24 protein-coding genes are annotated in these 20,754 nt (G+C 68.2%); 3 read left to right on the top strand and 21 right to left on the bottom strand.

Features of this window, described 5'->3' with window-relative positions:
* Nucleotides 1-26: 26 nt before the first annotated feature.
* From ACOGXE_RS00665 to ACOGXE_RS00640, 6 genes are all read right to left on the bottom strand, one after another.
* Nucleotides 27-1,847: a thiamine pyrophosphate-binding protein gene (locus ACOGXE_RS00665; protein ID WP_419932039.1), complete on the bottom strand. Its 1,821-nt coding sequence runs from the start codon at nucleotides 1,845-1,847 to the stop codon at nucleotides 27-29.
* A complete protein-coding gene (locus ACOGXE_RS00660) occupies nucleotides 1,844-2,593 on the bottom strand; it encodes a 3-oxoacyl-ACP reductase family protein (protein ID WP_419932038.1) in 750 nt (249 codons plus the stop codon). The genes ACOGXE_RS00665 and ACOGXE_RS00660 overlap by 4 nt, the downstream gene beginning before the upstream one ends.
* Before the next feature lie 138 nt (nucleotides 2,594-2,731).
* Nucleotides 2,732-3,190: a cupin domain-containing protein gene (locus tag ACOGXE_RS00655; RefSeq protein ID WP_419933455.1), complete on the bottom strand. Its 459-nt coding sequence runs from the start codon at nucleotides 3,188-3,190 to the stop codon at nucleotides 2,732-2,734.
* 155 nt (nucleotides 3,191-3,345) lie between these two features.
* Nucleotides 3,346-4,545 carry a Rieske 2Fe-2S domain-containing protein gene (locus ACOGXE_RS00650; RefSeq protein WP_419932037.1) on the bottom strand — a complete coding sequence of 400 codons (1,200 nt, stop codon included), beginning with the start codon at nucleotides 4,543-4,545 and terminating at the stop codon, nucleotides 3,346-3,348.
* Between the two features lie 70 nt (nucleotides 4,546-4,615).
* Nucleotides 4,616-5,716 (bottom strand): LLM class flavin-dependent oxidoreductase, encoded by a 1,101-nt coding sequence (locus tag ACOGXE_RS00645; protein ID WP_419932036.1) that lies wholly within the window; start codon nucleotides 5,714-5,716, stop codon nucleotides 4,616-4,618.
* A gap of 166 nt (nucleotides 5,717-5,882) precedes the next feature.
* Nucleotides 5,883-7,385: an HNH endonuclease gene (locus ACOGXE_RS00640; RefSeq protein WP_419932035.1), complete on the bottom strand. Its 1,503-nt coding sequence runs from the start codon at nucleotides 7,383-7,385 to the stop codon at nucleotides 5,883-5,885.
* Nucleotides 7,386-7,640: 255 nt separating this feature from the next.
* On the opposite strand from ACOGXE_RS00640, the gene ACOGXE_RS00635 reads away from it, so the two are divergent.
* Complete coding sequence (locus ACOGXE_RS00635; protein ID WP_419932034.1) at nucleotides 7,641-8,369, top strand: M48 family metallopeptidase; 729 nt, start codon at nucleotides 7,641-7,643, stop codon at nucleotides 8,367-8,369.
* A gap of 151 nt (nucleotides 8,370-8,520) precedes the next feature.
* Entirely contained in the window at nucleotides 8,521-9,375 is an 855-nt protein-coding gene (locus tag ACOGXE_RS00630) for a carboxyl transferase domain-containing protein (protein WP_419932033.1), read from the top strand.
* Between the two features lie 7 nt (nucleotides 9,376-9,382).
* Here the strand turns inward: ACOGXE_RS00630 and ACOGXE_RS00625 are convergent, their stop codons facing one another.
* From ACOGXE_RS00625 to ACOGXE_RS00555, 15 genes are all read right to left on the bottom strand, one after another.
* Nucleotides 9,383-10,225, bottom strand: a complete 843-nt coding sequence (locus tag ACOGXE_RS00625; RefSeq protein WP_419932032.1) for a hypothetical protein — start codon at nucleotides 10,223-10,225, stop codon at nucleotides 9,383-9,385.
* Between the two features lie 127 nt (nucleotides 10,226-10,352).
* On the bottom strand, nucleotides 10,353-10,514 hold the full coding sequence (locus tag ACOGXE_RS00620; protein ID WP_419932031.1) for a hypothetical protein: 162 nt from the start codon (nucleotides 10,512-10,514) through the stop codon (nucleotides 10,353-10,355).
* Complete coding sequence (locus ACOGXE_RS00615) at nucleotides 10,507-11,079, bottom strand: hypothetical protein (protein WP_419932030.1); 573 nt, start codon at nucleotides 11,077-11,079, stop codon at nucleotides 10,507-10,509. Before ACOGXE_RS00615 ends, ACOGXE_RS00620 begins: the two co-directional genes overlap by 8 nt.
* The gene (locus ACOGXE_RS00610) at nucleotides 11,066-12,142 is read right to left on the bottom strand and encodes a hypothetical protein (RefSeq protein ID WP_419932029.1); all 1,077 of its coding nucleotides are present in this window, start codon (nucleotides 12,140-12,142) and stop codon (nucleotides 11,066-11,068) included. The genes ACOGXE_RS00615 and ACOGXE_RS00610 overlap by 14 nt, the downstream gene beginning before the upstream one ends.
* Nucleotides 12,139-12,636: an HK97 family phage prohead protease gene (locus ACOGXE_RS00605; protein WP_419932028.1), complete on the bottom strand. Its 498-nt coding sequence runs from the start codon at nucleotides 12,634-12,636 to the stop codon at nucleotides 12,139-12,141. Before ACOGXE_RS00605 ends, ACOGXE_RS00610 begins: the two co-directional genes overlap by 4 nt.
* Nucleotides 12,637-12,639: 3 nt before the next feature.
* Nucleotides 12,640-13,902 carry a hypothetical protein gene (locus tag ACOGXE_RS00600; RefSeq protein WP_419932027.1) on the bottom strand — a complete coding sequence of 421 codons (1,263 nt, stop codon included), beginning with the start codon at nucleotides 13,900-13,902 and terminating at the stop codon, nucleotides 12,640-12,642.
* Between the two features lie 92 nt (nucleotides 13,903-13,994).
* Nucleotides 13,995-14,261 carry an HNH endonuclease gene (locus ACOGXE_RS00595; protein ID WP_419932026.1) on the bottom strand — a complete coding sequence of 89 codons (267 nt, stop codon included), beginning with the start codon at nucleotides 14,259-14,261 and terminating at the stop codon, nucleotides 13,995-13,997.
* Complete coding sequence (locus ACOGXE_RS00590) at nucleotides 14,261-15,793, bottom strand: hypothetical protein (RefSeq protein ID WP_419932025.1); 1,533 nt, start codon at nucleotides 15,791-15,793, stop codon at nucleotides 14,261-14,263. Before ACOGXE_RS00590 ends, ACOGXE_RS00595 begins: the two co-directional genes overlap by 1 nt.
* A 129-nt stretch (nucleotides 15,794-15,922) precedes the next feature.
* A complete protein-coding gene (locus ACOGXE_RS00585) occupies nucleotides 15,923-16,375 on the bottom strand; it encodes a hypothetical protein (RefSeq protein WP_419932024.1) in 453 nt (150 codons plus the stop codon).
* A gap of 247 nt (nucleotides 16,376-16,622) precedes the next feature.
* Complete coding sequence (locus tag ACOGXE_RS00580; RefSeq protein WP_419932023.1) at nucleotides 16,623-16,796, bottom strand: hypothetical protein; 174 nt, start codon at nucleotides 16,794-16,796, stop codon at nucleotides 16,623-16,625.
* Nucleotides 16,793-17,038 carry a hypothetical protein gene (locus tag ACOGXE_RS00575; RefSeq protein ID WP_419932022.1) on the bottom strand — a complete coding sequence of 82 codons (246 nt, stop codon included), beginning with the start codon at nucleotides 17,036-17,038 and terminating at the stop codon, nucleotides 16,793-16,795. Before ACOGXE_RS00575 ends, ACOGXE_RS00580 begins: the two co-directional genes overlap by 4 nt.
* The gene (locus ACOGXE_RS00570) at nucleotides 17,035-17,652 is read right to left on the bottom strand and encodes a sigma factor-like helix-turn-helix DNA-binding protein (RefSeq protein WP_419932021.1); all 618 of its coding nucleotides are present in this window, start codon (nucleotides 17,650-17,652) and stop codon (nucleotides 17,035-17,037) included. Before ACOGXE_RS00570 ends, ACOGXE_RS00575 begins: the two co-directional genes overlap by 4 nt.
* Before the next feature lie 94 nt (nucleotides 17,653-17,746).
* The gene (locus tag ACOGXE_RS00565; RefSeq protein ID WP_419932020.1) at nucleotides 17,747-18,055 is read right to left on the bottom strand and encodes a hypothetical protein; all 309 of its coding nucleotides are present in this window, start codon (nucleotides 18,053-18,055) and stop codon (nucleotides 17,747-17,749) included.
* The gene (locus ACOGXE_RS00560; protein WP_419932019.1) at nucleotides 18,039-18,263 is read right to left on the bottom strand and encodes a helix-turn-helix transcriptional regulator; all 225 of its coding nucleotides are present in this window, start codon (nucleotides 18,261-18,263) and stop codon (nucleotides 18,039-18,041) included. The genes ACOGXE_RS00565 and ACOGXE_RS00560 overlap by 17 nt, the downstream gene beginning before the upstream one ends.
* Before the next feature lie 287 nt (nucleotides 18,264-18,550).
* On the bottom strand, nucleotides 18,551-19,753 hold the full coding sequence (locus tag ACOGXE_RS00555; RefSeq protein WP_419932018.1) for a tyrosine-type recombinase/integrase: 1,203 nt from the start codon (nucleotides 19,751-19,753) through the stop codon (nucleotides 18,551-18,553).
* Nucleotides 19,754-19,854: 101 nt separating this feature from the next.
* On the opposite strand from ACOGXE_RS00555, the gene ACOGXE_RS00550 reads away from it, so the two are divergent.
* The gene (locus tag ACOGXE_RS00550; protein ID WP_419932017.1) at nucleotides 19,855-20,733 is read left to right on the top strand and encodes a carboxyl transferase domain-containing protein; all 879 of its coding nucleotides are present in this window, start codon (nucleotides 19,855-19,857) and stop codon (nucleotides 20,731-20,733) included.
* Nucleotides 20,734-20,754: the final 21 nt, after the last annotated feature.

The following is a 20,754-nucleotide window of genomic DNA, read 5'->3' as shown; positions in this document are numbered from 1 at the left end:
TCGACATCGGCTGGATGTAGGAATCGTCATCGGACCCCTGAGGGCACGTCGACGGGCGGGACGAAGGGCGCTGGCATGGGACCGAGTTTGTCGCAGTCCACCCGGATCATCTGCGGGTTCCCGCTGGCCGTCGCAGCTTCGAAGGCTGCAGCGAATTCGTCAGGTGTCGACACATCGCAGTAGCCGAGGTCGAACGCCGCCGCAGTCGAGGCGAAGTCAGGTGCCATCAGGTCGACACCGGATCGGCGGCCGACGTGGCGATCCTGCGTGTTGCGCAGCACGCCATAGCCGCCGTCATCGAACACGACGAGGGTGACCGGCAGCTGCTCCTGTGCGATCGTCGCCAACTCGCCAAGCTGGGGAGCGATGCCGCCGTCGCCGAGCATCACCATCGTGGGTTCGACCGGTCTGGCCACGGCTGCCCCGATCGCCATGCCGACAGCCTGTCCGATGCCGCCGCCACGGGGGACGATGTTGGTGGTCGGGTCGGTCACGGGCAGCAGGCGGTTGCCCCACGAGCTGTTCGGGATCGTGATGTCACGGACACGGGGAGCCCGTTCGCCGAGCACACTCGACATGATGTCGCAGATCGCCGCATAGGGCCCGATGTCGCGGCGCAGCTGAGCCCGACACTGTTGGCGTGCGGCTGCGATGGCTTCGCTCCAATCGGGATCGCCGCCAGAGGCACTGCCGCCGCGTTGCTTGCCGTGTCGCCTGCTGTGCTGTTCGTTATGTCTTTCGCTGAGCTGATCGACCAGCGCGTCCAGCACGGCCGCGGCATCACCCACGATTCCGACCTCGGCCGGATACACCCGGCCGACGGCGGCCGGGTCCACGTCGATCTGGATGTGTCGCGGCGGCAACCCCAGCCGGTAGCTGCGGGTCTCGTTGGAGCGGAAGTGGGTGCCCACCGAGATCAGCAGGTCTGCCTGCGATAGCAACCCGGCACCGCCTGGCGAAGCAGCGAAGTTCCCGATGACCCGAGCGTCGGATTCGGGCACTACGCCCCGCCCGGCGTTGGAGGTGAACAGGCCTGCTCCCGTTGAACGCAACAGGTCATCGACCTGCCTACCGGCGCCGATGGCGCCGCCGCCTGCCCACACCAGCGGTCGCTGTGCCGCGGCGATGAGCTCGGCGGCGCGTGCCAGCGATGCTGAGTTCGGCTCGGGCACGTCCAAGGTCGTCAGGCGAGTCCCGGTGACAACACCGACCGCTGCGCCGACCGGCTCGGAGGCTCGTCCCGTAGCTTCCGGGCTGAGTGCGGGCCCTGTCCCTGGGGTTGCGGAGGCGTCACGCAGCAGAGCGGCGTCGAATGGCCTCGTCGCGGCGTACTGCAGGTCGATAGGCCATTCGAGGCTCACCGGGCCGCGCGGATGCTGGACGAGACGCCACGCAGCGTCGGCGAAGTCGGTGGCCGGGTCAGTGCCCACCGTGGTTGCCCAGACGGAACACGACGTGAGCAGCTCGAGTTGGTCGCGGGTTTCGTGGATGACCCCGCGGCCCTGGCCCAAGTACTCGCTCGGAATCTGGCTCGTGACGTGCAGGATCGGCGAGCTGGCGGTGAGCGCTTCGACGAGCGCGCCAGCTGCGTTCGCCGCGCCGGTGCCGGTGGAGGTCACCGCACAACCAGGTGTGCGGCGAACCCGCGCGTAACCGTCGGCGGCGTTGACAGCGGCGGCCTCGCTTCGGGTCGGTACCCAGCGCAGCCGGTGCGCGAGGGCGTCCACCAGCGGCAGGTTGTGCACGCTCACCACGCCGAAGGCAGCGTCCGTCCCCAGGGCCGACAGCACTTTGACCAGCAGGTCGCCGCCGTTCCGGTCCGGATCGGAAGGACCGTTCGTTGTCACGGCATCACGAAGCCGCCATCCACCACGATGGTTTGCCCAGTGATGTAGGCGGCGTCGTCCGACAGCAGGAAGACGACGGCCCCGGTGACGTCGGCGGGCTGTTGTGGCCGGCTGATGGCCCGGTTGGCGGCATAGAGCTCATGGCGCTCCGCAGGGATCTGCTCCGCAGAGGGTCCCTCGGTGAGCCCGGGCGCAACCGCGTTGACCGTGATGCCATGATCGCCCAGCTCGCGTGCCATCGCCCGGGTCAGGGCAATCAGTGCGCCCTTCGAGGCGATGTAGTGAGCGAGCCGTGGGGAGCCGTACAGCGCTGCATCTGAAGCGATGTTGACGATCCGGCCTTCACCGGCCGCCAGCAGGCTCGGCGCGAGCGCTCGGCTCACCAGCCACGGGCCGCGCGCATTGGTCTGCTGGATGCGGTCCCACTCGTCGGGGTCGATCTCCCAGAACGTCTTGCCGCCCACGGCATCGGCGAGACCGGCGTTGTTGACGATGCCCCAGACGGGCCCGCGGTTGTCGAGCAAGGCGGCAAGCTCAGCCACCGACGCTTGGTCGCTGACATCGACGGTGTGCGATTCCGCGGAACCTCCCTGTGAGCGAATCTCGTCCACGACGCGACCGGCTCGCTCGGACTGAATCTCGGCAACCACGACGTGAGCCCCGTCGGCGGCGATCGCAAGCGCCATCGCCTCCCCGAGCCCGCGTCCCGCACCCGTGACCACGACACGACGACCGTGCAGGCTCATGTGCCAGCCAGGAGCGAGAGCACGTTCAAGGAAGAGCGGAGCGATGAGTTCTCCTGTTGCGTCACCTCGCGCTCGCCGCGCTCGCTCGCTCGGGGCATACGCAGCGCTCGTCGCGACTCCGCCATACGGCTCAGGATTTCAGTCCCGCGTGATCCCCGCCATGGGGGAGTGCGGGGGATAGGTGGGCAGCTGAGGCTTGGACGCTCCCAGCATCACCACGAACAGCGCGTCGGTGTCGCCCACATTTCGAATCGAGCGTGCGGTGCCGGCGGGGACCTTGATGAGATCGCGGTAGCCCAGCAGGCGGCTGGCCGAGTCGTCGCCGTCGTGAATGGTCACCTCAAGCTCACCTTCGAGGACGAAGAACGCCTCCTCGACGTCGTGGTGGGTGTGCTCGGGGCCCTCGGCGCCGGGCGGCAGCAACATGTTGGAGAACGTGAAGTGCTCAGCGGTGAGCGCCCGCTCGTCACCTTCGTGATTGCCGGTCCCTCCCGAGCCGATGTAGCGAATCTGGGCACGCCGGTACTGCGGTCCGGCCTTGGTCTGGAAGGCCAGCGTGTCCCAGTCCTCGCGCCGGCTGTCTGCTGTGGCGCACATCGAGTCGATGCGTTCCTCGATGTCGGCTGCTGGCGCTGAGCCGGGGGTTTCGAGTGCTGCGGTGGTCTGGCTCATCGGTGTCGTCCTGTGGTCGAGGCGGGCGGACAGTGAGTGGGAAGTGCGGAGGTTGGGCTGTTCGGCGGGCGGCAGGGCAGTCAGTCAGCGGCGAGCTGCGGCACGGTTTCCGTTTGGGCTGCCAGCCCGAAACGCTGCCGCTGCTCCTCGAAGGCCGGTTCGAGCGCTCGACGCAAGTGCACCACAGGGCGATCAGCCTGGGCGAGATGCTCATCGCGGCGGGCTTCCTCGACGGTGCGCAGGCTCTCCAGCATCTCCTTGTCCTGGTTCAGCACATGGAGGTGGGTGCCGCGCAGACGCAGCCGGTACAGCGTCCGCCAGATGCGGCGCTCGCGGCCCGAGACCTTCCGGAAACGCGGGAAGTGCACCAGCGTCGCCGCATTGTCACGCGGTGTCAGGAATCCCAATATCCGCAGCGGCGGACCCGGTCCGGCACTGGGCGGTAGCGGGATGTCGAGCCGTACGTAAGAGAGCGAGCCCGTGTGGATGTCGATCCAGTCGAAGTTGGTGCCGGCCTGGTCGCGGCGGCGCACCTCGAACCCGTCGTCGTGATCGTCCACCACTACCCGGTCGTCGGTGATGCCCTCGTTCAACGTGATCGAGCGCGCATGCAGGAACGGCGCATGCATCAAGTCGACGAGGTTCTCGAGCGCCAGCATCCAGTTGGCGCCCCACTCCACGGTCTCGGGGAACGTCGAGTATCGATCGTCGGTGAACTCAGCCGGCAGCTCCAGCAGAGCCGGCTCTGACTCGCCGATCCAGGCCCACAGGTAGCCCGCCTGCTCGGTGACGGGGTAGGTCACGCTGACATGGGTCCGTTCGGCCAGTGAGCACGCTCCGCCTTGCGATGGCACCGACGTGCACTGGCCCTCGCCGTCGAATCGCCAGTGGTGGTACGCGCACTGCAACTGCCCGCCGACGACATCGCCGACCGACAGCCGTGCGCCCCGGTGCGGACACAGGTCCGCCATGAGGCGCACCGCGCCGTCGCCATCGCGCCAGGCCACCAAGTCTTCACCGAGGAGGCGTGTCGGCACCGGCTGGGCGCCCACGAGGTCGGCCACGCCCAGCAGGTACCAGCGGTCTCGCAGTCCGAGACGGGGGTCACCCTTGGGGAGGTCGGGCGCCGGAGGCCAGATCGGCGGCCGTCGCGCGGCGCGTCTCGCGCCGATGCCCGAGTATTGGGAGACGCGGCGTCGGGCGAGGCCAACCAGTGCTTCGGCTTCGGTTCGCACTGCCCGAAGTGCTGGCGAAGTTGCCGCCCGCGGTGCCGACACCATGGCGCGCAACTGTATTCGCCCCGGTCGCCGCAGCCAGCGGGTCGAAGCTCTTCGCAGTGTTGGAGCGGGTTCAGTCCCCGGTCAGGTGCGCCACGCGCGGCATCACGTCGTGGGCCAGCAGCTCCATCGACTGCCGCCACGCCTCCGCGCTCTCGGGCGTCTCGGAGTAGTCGAAGCAGAACAGCAGCAGGTGGCCGAAGCCGCCGACATCCGCGTAGACCTTCTCGATCGACGCCGCGACGGTTTCCGGCGATCCGACGAACCAGTTGTTGCGGGCGCAGTACTCCGCGGTGACGACGCCGTCGGCCGGTGGGTTGCGCTCGTCGATGAGGAACTGGTGGAAGTCGAAGGCGCCGAGCAGCGGGATGAAGTAGTCGGTCATCATCCGGCCCATCATCCCGCCGTAGGAATGCTCCCAGGCCTCCTCGTCGGTGGGGGCAACGAAGACCTCGCGGACCATGCGCCAGTCGCTGCGGCTGACCTCCCGCCCGGCGCGCCGTGCGCCGGCTTCGTAGGAGTCCCAGTGGCCGCTGACGTACTGCGGATTGAGGTTCAGGCTGAGCGGGATCCAGCCCTTCTCGCCCGCCATCTCCAGCGTCGGCGACGGCGAGTTGAGCCCGGCCACGCCGATCGGCGGGTGCGGCTGCTGCAGCGGCTTGAGATGGTGCACCAGCTCCATGTCGGGCATGCCGTGGGGCACCGAGCCCTTCCAGTGCTTGCCGTCATGGGTCCAGCCGGGTTCCTGGCTCCACAGATTGAGAATGAACTCGACCGACTCCTGGGTCATCTCCCGGTTCTCGCCGGCCATGCCGTCCACGCCGAACATCTCCCAGTCGCTGGGCAGGCCGCTGGCGGCAACCCCGAAGTTCAGCCGGCCCTCCGAGATGTGGTCCAGCAGCGAGATCCTGTTGGCCAGTTCGGCGGGGTGGTAGTACGGCATCAGGAAGCCGCCCGGACCGATGCGGATGTTCTCCGTGCGTCGCAGCGCCTCCAGCGTCAGCAGGTCAGGCGCAGGGTGCGGCTCCCACTTGGCGGCATGGTGCTCGCCGATCCATGCCTCGGCGAAGCCGTATTGATCGGCCCACTCGATGACCTGCAGATCCCATTCCCAGCCTTCGCGCAGATCGCGCTCGGGTGGGTGGCTCGGCATGGTGAACAGTCCCAGGTCCATGGTGATCCCCAGTCAGACTCGGCGGCACCGCACAGCCCGGCACCTCGCAGCCGCAACTTACTTCGGCCACCGAACTCCGTCACCTGCACCCATCTGGTCTCGACCCCGTTTTGGGAGAGATCCGTCAGGGGCGGGTACGTCTGAACAACTGTGCGTTCGGGCTCTTTCAGGCGACGGGGTCGTGCCACAGCGGCTTGGCGGTGACCGGGCTGGGCGAGGGTCTAGCTATGGTCGGTGCCCGCTGCCCCGAACGGAGCTGGGGTGTCGGCTGCTCGGGTTCGCGCTGTGGTGAACGGCGCTCAGGTTTGGGCTGCGGCACTTGGCCGCATGCTTCGGCCTGTGTCGTGTACTTCTCAAGAAGGTGCTGCGGCGTTTGGCGGTTGGGTTTGCGTTGCGGGGCAGGTTCGGCGGGGTGTGCGGGGTCGGGGGGTGCGAGCCGGTAGCGGCCGTCTCGGATGGTGACTTGCCAGTTGTGGTCGTGGATGAGGTCGTGGCAGCGCCAGCACACCAGCACGAGGTTGTCGAGGCGGGTCTTGCCACCGCGTTGGCAGGGTGTGATGTGGTGGGCCTCGCATTCGCCGGGCGGTTCACCGCAACCGATGCACGCCCCGTCGCGGGCGATCAGCGCGCGTCGTTGTGCTGCAGTGGGTGCCCGGCTTGCGACGGTCTCATACAGCGGTGTGAGGTTGTCGCCGAAGATCTCGACCGAGACGTCGGAGTTGCACGCCAGCCGTTGCAGGGTGCTGGGCGGGATCGGGCCGACGCCACAGATCTCGGCGATGCCGCCTGGTGCACCGACGACTGCCGCGAGGTCGGCGCGCACGATGATCTCGCCTGCCTTGGTGACGGCCGGGGGAGTCGGCCTGGGCCCGGATGCCGGCTCGGCGCTGGTGGCGAGGAGTGTGTCGAGGGCATCGGCCATGCGCTGGTCGCGGGTGCGCTCGGCGTTACCGGGCTTGGTGCTGGCAACGTTGTCACCATCGTGGTGTTCCCCGGCGTCGGTAGCGGCGTCCGGGGATTGCGACTGGGCCTGACGGCGGCGGTCCGCTTGGCGGAGCTGTTCGGCTTGCTGGCGGAGGCGTTGTTGGATGCGGGCGCCCATCTCGGCGTCGAAGCTGCCGCGCATCTGCACCGAGCCGTCCTCGCCGTTCCAGAACTGCACGCTGCGGTTGCGCCGGTTGCGGCGATGCTGCGCGGCGAGGTCTTCGGCGCTTTGATGCCGGATCGTCCAGCGCTGCGCGGCCTGGGCGAACTCGTCGGGGGGCAGCGTCTTGGCCATGTGCACCAGATCGGGGTCGCCCTGCACGGCGTCGGGGCTGGTCTTGCGCGCTGCTTGGGCCAGCTTGGCGGCGTTGGCGAGGCTGATCTCGCCCTCCGAGACCGCACTGCGAGCCTCAGGCAGCTCAGCGAGCTCAGCTTCGGCGCGCACGTTGCGGACGGCCTCGGAGCGAGACCGCCCGCCGACCTGGTTCAACAGCCCTGCGCCACCGTCGCCATGGCACTCGCGCTGCGCGACCACCGAAGCGGCCTTGGTCTCGAGCAGCTCCACACGGGCCCGCAGCTGCTTCGCCAGCCCAAGCGCGCGACGCAGATCGCCCGTCGCGGCCGCTTCGACTCCGCCGAGGGCAGCGGTGAGGCAATCGAGCGCCTGCTGCACCTGTGAGAACATGCGTTCAACCTAGAAGGGGGCTGTGACACGAATACGCCCACATCGTCATCGGCTCATTGCAGGCATACGACAGTCACTCGCAGAAGCCTTCAACTGCAACCAGCCAAATACGATCAGACCAACCGACAGCGCAAGCCACAGCGCTAACTGCCAGCGTCAGGTCAGTTGCCTGTCGTGGGCACTCGCCGGCGGTGGGCGTTCGCGCCAAGAGAAAGCGACACCGGTGATGTCACAGCCCCCGGTCAGGATCGCGAGATGGACTTCACCGAACGTGACTGGATTCGATTCGGCGACGCCGTCATCGATTACGAGATCAAGCGCAGCACACGGCGGCACAAGACGATGGAGATCTCTGCCGGCCCCGGCGGAGTCCGTGTCGCGGTGCCTGCGATGACACCGGCTGAGGAGGTGGCGGCATTCGTCCGCAACAAGGCGCGATGGATACTTGCGCACACTGCGGCACCGCGCGCTGCGCCGGAGCCGCTCGAGCTGCCGAGCTCGCTTCCGTATCTCGGTCGACGCGTGAACGTGGCCGTCGGCAACGGTTGCACAGCGGATGTCGACGTGCGCTTCCGGCCCGGGGAACTGCAGGTGCTCCTGCCGCTGGAAACGGACGAAGCAAATGCTCCGGGGCGAGCTCGCCGCGCGGTCGCCGAGTGGTACTGGCTGCGTGCCTGCGAGCACGTCACGACGAGCGTCGATCGCTGGTGGACCGACCTCGGTCGTGACTCCACGCCGGAGATCCATATCGGGGATCAGAGAAAGCGCTGGGGAAGCTGCGCTGCGGACGGCCGGCTCAGCTTCAACTGGCGGCTCGTGATGCTCGCACCGCGACTGATGGATTACGTGGTGGTCCACGAGCTGGCGCATCTCACAGAACGAAACCATGGCCCGGCGTTCTGGGCACTCGTCGAGTCGGTGCTCCCCGATGTCGCCGAACGCAAGCGTGCGCTGCGGGCGGTCGAGGGGACGCTTCCGATGTGAGGTCAGGCTGTTGCAGCGAGCGGCCGTGCGCTGATCCCGGCGCAGATGCAGCCAGCACCTCATACATTCGTAGGGGCACCCGATGGTGCACGCTCTGCGGTCGCCGACGCAGCGATGTGCACGGACCTATCGGTGTGATCGGAGCGCACGGATGCCTGTTGACCCGGATCGGGAGACGTGGAAGCCGGGAATGTCCTGGGAGGACGCGATCGCCGAGATCGCCTACCTCAAGGAGCTCGCATCCGAGATGGGAGGGCCCGAACGCATCGACCGCCAGCACCAGGGCGGGCGTTACACGGTGCGCGAGCGCATCGCCAAGATGGCCGACCCGGGTTCGTTCGTGGAGATGGGCGGCCTCATGGGCGGTCCGGAATACGACGACGACGGCAACATCGTCGGGTTCACGCCCGGCGGCTACGTCATGGGCCTCGCCGAGCTGGATGGTCGCCCGGTGGCGATTGGCGGCGATGACTTCACCATTTCGGGCGGCAGCCCCCACAACGTGCACAAGATCCCGCACCAGTTCGCCCAACCGCTGGCCATCACCTATGGCATCCCGTACGTGCAGCTTCGTGAGGGCGTCGGCCACAGCTCCCGATCCGACGAGGAATCGGGCCAGATGGCGCTGCCGCAAGGCGACATGTGGTGGCAAGGCGTGGAGATGCTGACCAAGGTGCCAGTCGCCGCCGGGATCATGGGATCTGTCGCCGGCTGGCCTGCGGCGGCCGCGCTCATGTCGCACTTCACGGTCATGGTGAAGGGACAGTCGCAGATCTTCCCGTCCGGGCCTCCGGTGGTGCAGCGTGCCACCGGCGAGTCGCTGTCGAAGGAGGAACTGGGCGGCTACCGCATGCACGTCTACGAGAGCGGCCAGGTCGACAACGTGGCCGAGAGCGAGGAGGACGCGTTCGACCAGATCCGTACGTTCCTGTCGGACGTGCCTAGTCCTGGCGTTTCCGCAGGTCACACCGCTTCTTGTGGCTGCCTGACAGTCTCAGTCCCTTGATAGTTCCCTATTCCTCGCGGGTGTTCTGAACGATCACCATTCGGCCGAGAGCCGGCACCGGTCCCCAGTCGCCAAGCGTGACGGTCGGCTCGATCCAATGCGCGATGAACTGCGGGTCATCGGTGCTGTAGGTGCCTGCCGGCGCCGAGACGTGAACGCTGCGCAGACCGGTAGCGCCGGCTGCGGCTTCCACGACGGCGGGCTCGAAGGTCAGCGGCGTGTCGGTGGGGAACTCGATTCGGATCGCCCACGGCGTAGGACCGTCGAGGTGCCACGGCATCCGGTACCCGTGCCCTTCGTTCAGGTTCACCTCAACGTGAAAGTCGTCACCGAAGCCGGTGTGCGCCCAATGCTCAATGTGGCGCTGCGCCTCGAGCGCTGCCACCCGGTCGGTGAGCGCGGCGAGATCGTCGGCGGTCGTGTCGGCTGGCCACAGCGTGCCGGCCTGTTCCTGAATGAATGCGAGCCAGTGGCCGAGAATCACGGTCTGCGTGGCCGTCGCGGCGACCCAATCGCTTCGCCGGTCGCCGCACACACTGCGGACCTGCGGCGTGAAATCGCGGGTCGGCTCGATGCCCCCGAACTGAAGCTGATTGCGGTTCCTGTCGAATGAGAACGTCGAGAACGGGAACCTGCCCGACTTCACTTCGTGGCCTGTCACCGTCTCGCCGCCGCGGGTCCAGTTCAGCCGAACGGTGCTGTAGCTCACTTCTAGGTCGGTGTTCACGCTGACCGGCGCCGGGCACGGCGGCGGCGCTTCGGTGGTCGGCGGCGGGTCTGTCTGCGCGCCGGCAGCGGTGCACGCGGCCGCGAGCACCGCTACGGCGAGGATGGGCAGGGTTCGTCTCATCGGGCTCCCTTCGGGTTGTGGGGAAGCCAGCACGCGAAAAACCGGGGAGGCCTCGCACGCGCTGGCCTCCCCGGCTGATGTTGCGCCGCGACTCTCGCGCGCCTGCCGATGAGCTGTCAAGCGCGGTTCAGGCTTCGCCGTCGTCGCCCCACGTCAGGAAGTCATCGCCCCATTTGAGCGGCTCACCGCCCCAGGTGAGAGCGTTCGACGGCACACCTTCTTCGCAGCCGATGCCGCTGAAGAGCAGCAGCAGACGCGACGGGCGGCGCTTGCGGCGACGGTCACGCATCCCATGCCCTCACGAACGGCCTCAGCAGCCACCTCACGTCAGGGTCGACCCGGAGCAGTTGCCCGTCGGGGCCGTCGGCCAGCAGCGGCTTCTTGAAGCGGGAGATGTACCGCACGGCGAGCAGCCGGGTCGCCTGTGTGACCGATGCGGGCACGCTCGGCCATCCCCATTTGGCGGTGACGGCGACGGTCGGGAAGAGCGCTGCCGGCCATGGGCCGCCGATGCGGATGAGCGCGGCGTAGGGCTGTCCTGGCGGTGTGGGGCGGGTGGTCCAGGTGAGCCCTTCGTCATCCCACGGGTGCGAGAACTCGACGCGCATCACCACCTGAGTCGGCGCCTCGGCCATGTCGGGCACGGTGAGCAGCTCGCTCGCGTAGGGCACTACGAATTCGCGGGCTTCGGCGGTGTCGAGCTTGCCGAAGGTGCGGTGACAGTGACGGTCGACCGCATCGTGGGCAGCGTTCAGGGCAGGCTCCACGGCGGCGGCTCGATCGTCGGTGTCGGCGTCGATGTTGAGATCGTTGCGGACCTGGGCGAGCGTGGCGTAGGTCTCAGTCGCCGTCATCGCCACCACCGCCGTCGCCGTCGGGCTCTTCGATGCCGGCGAGGCGCTTGGCCTCTGCGGCGTCCACATCGTCTGCCGAGACGAAAGCCCGGAACGCACCCGCTCGGCCCTGCAGGTCGTAGACGGCAGGATCGGGCTCGATGGTCAGCTCTCCGCCGAGCTTCGATCGGAACTCGAGAGCGATCCGGTCGGCCAGCGGCGCGAGACTCACGATTGCGAAGCGGCGCAGCGCCTCGCGTGCTGTCTGAGCAGCGCCGCCGTCGACCATGCCGCGAGGAATGCCGCACATCTCCAGGGCGGTGAAGTAGCCGAGCTTCGTGGCATTCACGTTGCCATCGGGCACGTCCGGCCCCAGCCGGCGCGGCTGCCATTCAGACGACGCGGGCGGCTTGTTGTCATCGCCCCAATGCGCCGTCGTGGACGGCACTAGCACCGTGCGGCCGCGTGACTGGCGCAGCGATTCGGCGGTCTCGCCGTGCCGCTTGCGCTCAGCGTCCTTGTCGGGATTCTCGGCGCGTGGTGTGGGCAGCAGCTTGGCGATGTCGCCGCCGAGTTCGTCGCCTAGTGCTCGCTCTCCCTGCGCCGCCCACTCGCGGGCATTGCCCACGATCGGCGGCACGCCCGCCCACGGGTGCTGCGGCTCGTCACGCCACCGAAGCCAGATCACATCATCGAAGCCGACCACCCGTGAGACGCTGACCTGAGAGAGCGCCGACTCGGTGACCCGAACGGTGGGGCGCCGTTGGGTGCCCTGCCATGTCCATGTCCACGCCTCGAAGAAGAGCGGCCCTTCGGTGTCGACCACGATTCGGGCCAGATAGGCGCCGCGGCGCACCAGGCCATCACCGACGGCGGCGAGCACCCTTGGCGTGACAGCATCGGCGTAGTCGCCGGTGACCTTGCACCCGGCCAGCGCACCCGACCAGATCGCCGCCGCCGAGTCGACCGCTGCGGGATCGTCGGACGTGCCGCGCTGAATCTGGGCGAGGAACGCCTGCCCCGCTTCGTGGCCGATGTCGGCGCGCTCTTCGGGCTCGGGCTTGCGCCGCCCGAAGAGCCTCACAGAAGCCTCCACAGATCGTCGGTGTCGGCTTCGTTGCGCAGCTCCAGCGTCGAGCCCGGATAGGCCGGGCGGCGGGCAAGCGCCACATGGTCGAGACGTGCGCGGGCGATCACCCGCACGCCGGCATCGTCTTTCTCTTCGAGCGCGTAGAAGCCGACGCTGAGACCGCCGAACTCGCCGGCGGCGACACGGCGGGCGGTGCGGTCGTCTAGGTCGTGGCTGATGTGCAGCCCGTCGTCTCTGAACTCGATCGGGAGCGGCACGGCGACGGCTTCGCCGCGGTGGTGCGCCCGGAGCTGCAGCGGCTCGCTCATGTCGGCAGCGGTGAACGCTCCCCGCTCGAAGCGCTCAGGCTTGCCGGTGCGCGGGTTGCGGCCGATGTCGCCGTACCGGACGGCGTACCCGGTCAGCGTGCGCCCTTCGGCGCGCACCTCGAGAGCGTCGGTGTGCTCGATCGGGGGACCGTCACCGGCCCCGTCGGGGTCGGCGCTCATGGCTCAGGCGGTGGTCTTGATCGAATACAGCTTGTAGGCGCCGGCCTCGAGCACCTTCACATCGGAGCAGTAGACGTGTGCGGTGGTGTGCCGCCAGTCCTTAGCAGCATCGGACCACGGATCGGAGAGCTCGACCCGGCCCCAGTTCGCACAGAACGACGTCCAGGGCCGGTCGGCCACGCCGTCGCCGGAGAGAAACGCCAGACAGTTGCTCACACCGTTCGCGGCGGCGGGCATCCGGTCGTGGGCGACGATGCCGCCGCACGCCTCGCGCAGGTACGCCGCGAGCGAAACGCTGCCCTTCGCGCCGCTGGCACCGGCCGGCTGCTGAAACAGCGTCTCGTACTTGGTCATCACCGTGTCATTCACGATGGATCGGATCTCGGCCAGCGACCGCCCCCACAGGCCGTCGATGAGATCGGCGAGCGCCTCGATGCCGGTTTCGAAGGTGACCTGATCGGTCGCAGCGGCGGCAGCCGTCAGCGCGCCGATCAGACCTTCCGGGTACTCGGCATTCGCGGAGAGGTCCTGATCGTTGAGAATGTAGGTGTCGAGCTGGGCCGAGAGCGCCGCCTGCAGGTTGCGGCGCAGCGCCGCCTCGAAGTCGGTGAAGCCCGACCGGGCCACGTCGATACCGCGGTACGTCAGCCGAGCCGAGACCCGCTTCGCGGTGGCATCGGTCACCGTGATGGCACCCGCCGTCGAGTCACGGGCCGCATCGTCGGCCACGCCCGCAGCACCCGCCGAGGTGGTGATGCGAGGAACGGCGTAGGTGCCGGTGCCCACGCTGGGCATCATGATGCCGAGCATCGGGGCGATGCTGGCCGCGAACACGAAAGGCTGAATCGGGGCGATGTTGCGGCCCACGCCGGCGGTCGGCGCCGGTGTCGCAGCGTCGGCTCGCTCTTCGACGCTGCGGGTCTCGAGCAGCTCGAAGGGAATCTGCTTGACGGTGCACCCGGTCTCTGCCTGCAGCTCGGCGGTGGCGCCGTCCAGCGGCCGGAAGCCCTCGATCGCCGCCACGATGTCGCTGATAGCGGCGGCGTTGCGCAGCTCCAGCCGTGCCGGGTCGACCTCTTCGGGCTCTTCGGGCTTGGTGGATTCCAGCAGCAGCGCCGCCTGCAGTTCTTGCTCGCCGCGTTCCAGCTCGCCGCGCAGCTCCAGCACGCGCGCGTGCTGATCGTCGCTGCGCTCTTCGAGGTCGAGCAGCTTGCCCAGTTCCTCGCGGCGCTTCGACTGCGCCAGTTCAATCTTGGTCTTGCTCATCGGGTCGTGTCCTCAGTCCTCAGAATCCGTCTGTCGATCGGGTCCGTTTTGGGCTGGGCACCGCACCGAGAGCGCGCTGCTTGGCTGCGAGGTTACCGAAGTTCGTCTCTGAAGTCGTGAAGCGCTTTCGCCCGCGGGCCGAGTTCTGGCCGGTGCCGCTCGAGGTGGCAGCCGAAACACAGGGTCTCGCAGTTGTCGGGGTCGTAGATCAGATCCGGGCGAACGTGGCGGGGGACGATGTGGTGAACGTGCAGCGCGCCGTCTAGGCCGCAGTCGACGCAGCGGTGACCGTCTCGGTCGAGAACGATCCTGCGGGTGCGCTTCCATTGGGCGGTGTTGGTGAACCACCTCGACGGCATCACGTCACCGCCAAGATCAGGTCGTCGTCGTAGTCGTCGGTCTCGGTGCCGCCGATGAGCGGTGTTCCGACGGCGACGGCTTGGATGGCTGCAGCGAGCGCGTCGTCTTTGCCGGTGCGCCGCCGCCCGCTCTCGGTCTTGGTCGCCAGTCGCTCATTGCCTGCCTGATCGGTGACGGTGCGGGCCTCAGCGAGAGCGGAGCGCAGCAGCAGCGACGGCACCGGGCGCACCTGATCTTCGAGCAGCCCGACCCGGAAGCGGCGCAGCGCTTCGGCAGAGTCCTTCCAGGAGAGGTTCGCCCACGTCATCGGCACCCGGGGAATGCCCGCCGCCCGGAACGCGTCGATCAGGTCGGCTTGGCGGTACCGGTCGCCGGCCATCGCCGCCGGCGTGCCCCACCGCTCGAGCGCTTCGCCGAGCAGCTCGACGGGCGGCACGGTGCGCGACCCGGCGACGGTGCGCAGCTCCCCGCGGCGTGCCATGTCCTCGTACAGCGTGCCCACACCGTCAGCGAGGCCTCGCGCTGTCAGGTCCGGGTCGCCGGGGAAGTACCCGAACGCCTCGAGTCGGCCGGTGTGCGGCCAGTACGCCGCCGCAGCCGACATCGCAGCCACGCCGCCGAGATCCAGCCCCCACACACAGGGACCGTCGGCGGGCAGGTCACCTTCGGCATCTCGCCACACATCGGCATCGACTACGACGGCCTCGATGGTGTCGCGGGTGCCCATGTTCAGCCGAAGCGACTTAAACGCTGCGAGCTGCGAAGGGTCTTTCTGGGCTGCGCCCCATTCCTGCCGGTAGGCGGCTTGCAGCGTGGGGAGCACCGGAAGCGACGGCGCTGCTTTGCACCAGGTCTCATAGGCGCCGAGATCGTCGGCGGGCTCGGCGGCGTGAACCTTCGACCACGACGCTGCATCGGTGCTGTCGAGCATCTTGCTGAACACGTGGTCAGCGATGTGGCTACGGGTGCCGATCGCTATGAACCTCGAGCCGGGCACCTTGCCGCGGGCGGTGCGAAGCGCTGCCATCATCGGCCCCAGCCAGCCGACCGGCCATTGGGCCATTTCGTCGGCCACCACCAGGCCGGGCCGCAGGCCGTGCGCCGTCTTCGGGTTGGATGAGATCACCTTGCATTCGCCGCCGCCGAGCTCGGTGGCATCCCATCGGCGCATCGTCGGACTGTTCGCGAACTTCGCACCTGGCCACGACTCGCCAAGCATCGTCGACAGGTCGGTGAGAGCGAGCGAAGCCTGATCGCCGGACGCGGCGACGATCACCACCTGCCTGCCTGCCGGCAGCCAGTCGAAGGGCCCACCGGGCGCGACATAGGCAGCGGCGATAGCGGCCGCCAGCGGCGTCTTGCGCTGACCGCGTGCCGCCGACCATGCCGCCTCGGTGTGAGAGCAGACACCTTCGATCAGCTCGCGCTCATGGTCGAGCAGCCCGAACGGCTCGCCGGCGAGGTCGCCGTGAGGATTGACCAAGTTGGCGTCGATCCAGTCGATCACCTCGCCGGCTTCGGGCCAATCCATGACGCCCACGGTGCCACCGATCGGGTGCGATAGGAAGCCCTATTGCACATCGTGACCGGGCGCAGGACCGACAGCATGAGCCCCCCCTGCCGTGGGTCCCAATGCCCGCCGTGGTGGTGTCGATCGGCGCTAGACCGCTGCGACGGCTCGCCGTCGAGCAGCCTCAGCCCGGATCTCGCTCGCCGCCTGCCGGTAGTAGCGGGCCAGCGCAGGCGGGAAGCCAGCGAACGGCTCACATTCAGGCTCAGGCTCAGGGACGGCGGCAGGCGGGCCGCCGCACGCGCACCGCGGATCGGTGCACACCTGCCGATGCTGCTCGAGCGCAGCGTCGGCGCTGAACACCTCAGACAGCGAGTCGACACGGCGACGGGGCTGCAGCGGGCCGAACTTGGCTTCGAGGTGCTCGGCTGCGCAGAGCGCGCACGACGGGCCCGCGTTGTAGCTAGGGCTGTCCTGCGTCCAACCTTCGACACCGTGCACCGGGCACGACTCGGCACCGGGCGGGTGAAGCCACGGCGCCGGCGTCTCGGTCAGCATCACCGTGCAGTGTGCCAGCGCACCGGTACCGTCGGAAGCGTTCACGACGGACACTGTGAATGTCGGCGGGTAACTAGTCGAAGGCACCCGCCGAGCGTGCGCCCCGCCGGGCCGGCGTTATCCCCATTTCGTCGGGTTGGACCGGTGGGGCGCTCGCATTTGGGGCGAATGCTCTCAGACGCTCAGAATCGCCGTCTAAGCGCTTCTAGGTGCTGGCCGCACCGATGACACCACCGAAGGGGCTCTCTCACGGCATTCGTGACGGTGAGCGGCGATCCGGTCGAAATTTGCCCTACCCGTCGGCCGAGTAGCCCCATTCCTCGAGCCACGCCCGCACATCGTCGGGCAGTTCGGGCTTCGGGCCGCTGCCGCCGTCCGCTGCCCAGCAGCCCACGTCGGCCATGTACCCGATGTAAGCCCGCTCGAGGTGCTCAGGCATCTCGATACCGGCGTACTCGTCGCTCATGCGCCACCAGGCCGGTAGCGGCTGCCGGTCGCCGGCCTAGGGGTGTGCTCGCCGCACCAGTCCCGGTCGCGGTTCGTGATCGGCCATGCGACGTGGAAGTCTTGCAATTCCTCGTGCACCGGTGCGGGAGCGTTGCGGCGGCACCACCCGCGATCATCGATGTCGGCAGTCTGGCCACCGTCGAAGTGCTTGCACGATCCGCAGGTCTCTTGTTGGGGCATGGGCTCAGTCTCGCGGATCATGACGGCACCTCGCAGGTGCACGCACCGAGACGCGCGTGATGCTCGCCCCAAGACGCGCCGCACGGCGGCGGCTTCGGTGCCGACCGTCGCCGTCGCGGGCGCGTTTCAGAATCTCTATCCAGTACTTCTACAGAGGGGTGACCGGATCGGTCACCTTTGCGACCCGGATCGGTCACCCTTGGGTGACCGGATCGGTCACCCTTGGCGTCGAGCAACGACGGGTGAAGCTCGACGATGACACCGGGCCGGGTGACCTTGCGGTGACCGTGCCCACGCTCCCGCGCTCGGCGCAGCTCACCGGTCTCGGTGGCCTTCTTCATGAGCCGTTTCACGCTGCGCTCGGTGATGCCCAGCTCTCGCGCAATCTGCGCGGTGCTGAGGTCGTGCCAGCGGTACCCGCCCATGCGGGCGAGGTTCCACCCGACGAACGCCACGATGCCGCCGTGTCGGTGGTACATCGTGCGGAACCATCCGCAGGTTGCGAGCACCGAGTACCACCGCGGGCGCTTGTCGCCCGTCTCGTCGCTGCTGGCTTCGATGCGCTCGAGATCTTCGTCGGTCAAGAGGCTGAGCTGATCGGCTTCGTCGGTCGGCGCGGCGACTATGCTCGGCATCGATTGATCCTCATTCGCACCTGTCGCATGGTCGGGTGGTGGGCTTCATCTGTCGGAGCGGTCGCCCTTCGGGGCGACCGTTTCGCGTCGGCGCTCATGTCGGCTCGCCGTCGGTGTTCTCGCCGTCCATGCCGTCGATAGCGGCGCCGGCCTCGAAGCGGTCCGCGACCTGGCGCAGGTAGTCAGCGACCGACTGCTGATCGGCGCCCAGGCCGACGGCGACCACGACGGCGAGCGAGCCGTCATAGGGACCTGCAGCGAACGCCAGCGGCGGCGGTGAGGTGATGATGCCCAGCTCGCCGCGGCCGACACCGACGATGACACGGGCGATGAGACCGGCTTCGACCGGTGCCCATGCGCAGAGTTCGGGCGGCAGGTTCTCGGGGTCAGGCTGCGCCGGCATCGGGCATTCCTGCGAGGTACGCCTGAACGTCTGCGAAGCGCCACCGCTTGACGTTGCCAATCTTGATGGGCTTGGGGAAGCCCGGAGCGGTGGTGACGTGCCGGTACAGGGTCGTGCGCGAGATCTTGAGGATCTTCTGCAGCTCGGCCGATGTGAGCACGAGTACGGGCAGTTCCGTTGCCGGTGCCGATTGCTCGGCGTCCATCATGGCTACCTCCCAGATGGTGTGTCTATGTGTGTGCCCGGTAGTCAGCCGAGCGGTCTCTACGTCACCACAGGTTTCGGCGCGGGTGGTGGATGCTTGGACGTGCGAGCGCCCCGACCGATTGGCCGGGGCGCTCGAGATGCGAGACCGTGCCCGGAGGTAGCGGGCACGGCTCTAGGCCAACTATCTCACGGGCTGACTAGGCCGGTGGGTTCCCTTCGGGTTCGTGGCGCATAGCCAAGACTCTACGCCATGGGGCACCGTAATGATGGCATTCCACCATGACAGCACTAGGAGCGGGTGAGCAGCTCGGCGGTGTCGGGGATCTCGACGGCGGCGGGCATCGTGCAGAAGTCGCCCCAGTCTGCGAGCAGCTTGCGCCGTTGGTCGATCAGGTCGCTTCTGATGTAGCGGGCTTCGACGTCGTTGCCGACGCGGTGCGCTAGCGACATCTCGGCGGCTGCCCACGGTGCGCCGTTCTCGAGCGCCCACGTTCGGAAAGACGACCGGAAGCCGTGCACCGTCGCGGTGGCGATGCCGAGCTGCCTGAGCCGATGCGTGGCGGTGGAATGCCCAAGCGGGCGGGTGTTGTCGTGAGACGACGGAAAGACGACCTCTGAGCCCGGAAGCCGCAGCCGGTCGGCCAGCTCCAGCACCGCGAGCGCCGGACGGCTCAGCGGCACGGTGTGTTCCTTGTGGGCTTTCATGCGCTCGGCGGGCACCGTCCATGTCTCGGCGTTCAGGTCGATCTCTGGCCACCGCGCACCGCGGGCCTCGCCCGGTCGTGCCGCCGTCAGGATCGTGAACGCGAGCAGCATCCGGGCCACGTCGCTGCCGTCGTGGTCGGTCAGCAGCTCCATGAGAGCGGGCACCTCACCGAAGGGCATTGAAGCCATGTTGCCGCCCGCGGGCTGCCGCTCATAGGCGCCGTCGATCATCTCCCCTGCAGGGTTGCGGTCGATCCACCCGCGCCCCATTGCGAAGCGGAACACCTGAGCCATTGCGCCGCGGACCTTCACCGCCGTCGGCGGCTTGTCGGTCCAGATCCGGTCCAGCACCTCGAGCACGTCGGCGCGGCCGATCATGTCGACGGGCTTGCTGCCGATGTGGGGCTCGGCGTGCAGGGTGAGTCGCACCCGCCATTCGTGCGCCCGCTGCGGGTTGCGGAAGTTGGGGAGCTTCTGCCGGTACAGCAGCTCTACGGCATCGCTGAACGTCGGCACCGCCGAGCGGCGCACCGCGAGCGGGTCGGTGCCTGCCCGCACCCGGTCGCGCATCTCGGCGGCTTTCCGGCGTGCCTCACCGAGACTGACGGTCGGGTACCCGCCGAGCCCGTAGTCTTTCTGCCGGCCGTCGAGCATGAGCCGCACCGCCCACGACCTGGCACCGGACGGCTTCACGATCAGGATGAGACCGGCGCCGTCGTAGTGCTTGCCCGGTGGCGCTCCCTTCACCTGCTGGGCGGTGAGCTTGTGAACGCTGCGATCTGTCATCGGCAGTTCCCTTCGTCGTGGGGAGTTCCCAAGGGAACCGTACTACACACCGACTCTGCCGTGAAACGCTGAGAAACACAGAACGGCTCTGACCTGCGCTTTTGGCACGGCAGGAAACGGCGGCGAGCACGCTGAACGGGTGCGGCGTGTTCCTGTCGTACCTGCCCAACACCACCTCGCAGGTGGCACCCCGTATCGACACGGGCGACCCGCCCGACCGGCGCCCCGAAGAGCTGCTCAACATCATTCCCACGAACCGGCGAGCCGGCTACGACGCACGGGCGCTCATCCGCCACGTCGTCGACAACGGCGAGTTCTTCGAGATGCGCCAGCACTACGCCGGGGCGATCATCACCGGTTTCGCCCGGCTCGACGGCTACAGCGTCGGCGTTGTCGGCAGCGACCCGATGCGTCTGGCGGGTGCCATGGACGGCGACGGTGCCGACAAGTACGCGCACTTCGTGGACCTGTGCGACGCGTTCAACCTGCCGATGCTGATCTTCCTGGACATGCCCGGGTTCATGCTGGGCTCGGCCGCCGAGCGGAAGGCCACCATGCGGCGTGGCGTTCGGGCGCTGATCGCTTCGGCCGAGGCCAGCGTTCCGAAGGTGGAGTTCAACGTGCGGAAGTCCTACGGCGTAGCCGCTGATGCGCCCAACAGCATCGGCCTGCCGCACAACCTCAACCTGCGGTTCGGCTGGCCCGCGGGAGAGTGGGGCGGCATTCCCATCGAGGGCGGCGTCGCGGCGGCCTACCGGCGTGAGATCGATGCAGCACCCGATCCCGAGGCGCATCGAGAGATGATCGAGGAGCGGCTGCTGCGTCTTCGCTCGCCGTTCAAGGCAGCCATGCACGGCGACGTCGTCGACCTCATCGATCCCCGCGAGACCCGCAGGTTGGCGTGCACGTTCGTGAAGCTGGCCCAGCCGGTGCTCGAGGAACTCGCCCGCCGGCCCAACAAGCGCGCCGTCCGTCCCTGACCGAGGTCTCTGGCGATCTTC

Source organism: Candidatus Poriferisodalis sp. (assembly GCF_965208555.1).
In the GTDB taxonomy this organism is placed as follows: domain Bacteria; phylum Actinomycetota; class Acidimicrobiia; order Acidimicrobiales; family Poriferisodalaceae; genus Poriferisodalis.
Note: the sequence above shows the minus strand (reverse complement) of the source record. Positions and strands in the feature narration are given on the sequence as shown.

Bases quoted from the DNA above. Each gene is read 5' to 3' on its own strand.
- ACOGXE_RS00600 (WP_419932027.1), bottom strand. From the start codon at position 13,902: ATGAGCAAGACCAAGATTGAACTGGCGCAGTCGAAGCGCCGCGAGGAA.
- ACOGXE_RS00555 (WP_419932018.1), bottom strand. From the start codon at position 19,753: ATGACAGATCGCAGCGTTCACAAGCTCACCGCCCAGCAGGTGAAGGGA.
- ACOGXE_RS00645 (WP_419932036.1), bottom strand. From the start codon at position 5,716: ATGGACCTGGGACTGTTCACCATGCCGAGCCACCCACCCGAGCGCGAT.
- ACOGXE_RS00575 (WP_419932022.1), bottom strand. From the start codon at position 17,038: ATGATCCGCGAGACTGAGCCCATGCCCCAACAAGAGACCTGCGGATCG.
- ACOGXE_RS00655 (WP_419933455.1), bottom strand. From the start codon at position 3,190: ATGTGCGCCACAGCAGACAGCCGGCGCGAGGACTGGGACACGCTGGCC.
- ACOGXE_RS00570 (WP_419932021.1), bottom strand. From the start codon at position 17,652: ATGCCGAGCATAGTCGCCGCGCCGACCGACGAAGCCGATCAGCTCAGC.
- ACOGXE_RS00620 (WP_419932031.1), bottom strand. From the start codon at position 10,514: ATGCGTGACCGTCGCCGCAAGCGCCGCCCGTCGCGTCTGCTGCTGCTC.
- ACOGXE_RS00630 (WP_419932033.1), top strand. From the start codon at position 8,521: ATGCCTGTTGACCCGGATCGGGAGACGTGGAAGCCGGGAATGTCCTGG.
- ACOGXE_RS00615 (WP_419932030.1), bottom strand. From the start codon at position 11,079: ATGACGGCGACTGAGACCTACGCCACGCTCGCCCAGGTCCGCAACGAT.
- ACOGXE_RS00560 (WP_419932019.1), bottom strand. From the start codon at position 18,263: ATGATGGACGCCGAGCAATCGGCACCGGCAACGGAACTGCCCGTACTC.
- ACOGXE_RS00590 (WP_419932025.1), bottom strand. From the start codon at position 15,793: ATGGATTGGCCCGAAGCCGGCGAGGTGATCGACTGGATCGACGCCAAC.
- ACOGXE_RS00580 (WP_419932023.1), bottom strand. From the start codon at position 16,796: ATGAGCGACGAGTACGCCGGTATCGAGATGCCTGAGCACCTCGAGCGG.
- ACOGXE_RS00635 (WP_419932034.1), top strand. From the start codon at position 7,641: ATGGACTTCACCGAACGTGACTGGATTCGATTCGGCGACGCCGTCATC.
- ACOGXE_RS00625 (WP_419932032.1), bottom strand. From the start codon at position 10,225: ATGAGACGAACCCTGCCCATCCTCGCCGTAGCGGTGCTCGCGGCCGCG.
- ACOGXE_RS00595 (WP_419932026.1), bottom strand. From the start codon at position 14,261: ATGCCGTCGAGGTGGTTCACCAACACCGCCCAATGGAAGCGCACCCGC.
- ACOGXE_RS00640 (WP_419932035.1), bottom strand. From the start codon at position 7,385: ATGTTCTCACAGGTGCAGCAGGCGCTCGATTGCCTCACCGCTGCCCTC.
- ACOGXE_RS00565 (WP_419932020.1), bottom strand. From the start codon at position 18,055: ATGCCGGCGCAGCCTGACCCCGAGAACCTGCCGCCCGAACTCTGCGCA.
- ACOGXE_RS00605 (WP_419932028.1), bottom strand. From the start codon at position 12,636: ATGAGCGCCGACCCCGACGGGGCCGGTGACGGTCCCCCGATCGAGCAC.
- ACOGXE_RS00650 (WP_419932037.1), bottom strand. From the start codon at position 4,545: ATGGTGTCGGCACCGCGGGCGGCAACTTCGCCAGCACTTCGGGCAGTG.
- ACOGXE_RS00660 (WP_419932038.1), bottom strand. From the start codon at position 2,593: ATGAGCCTGCACGGTCGTCGTGTCGTGGTCACGGGTGCGGGACGCGGG.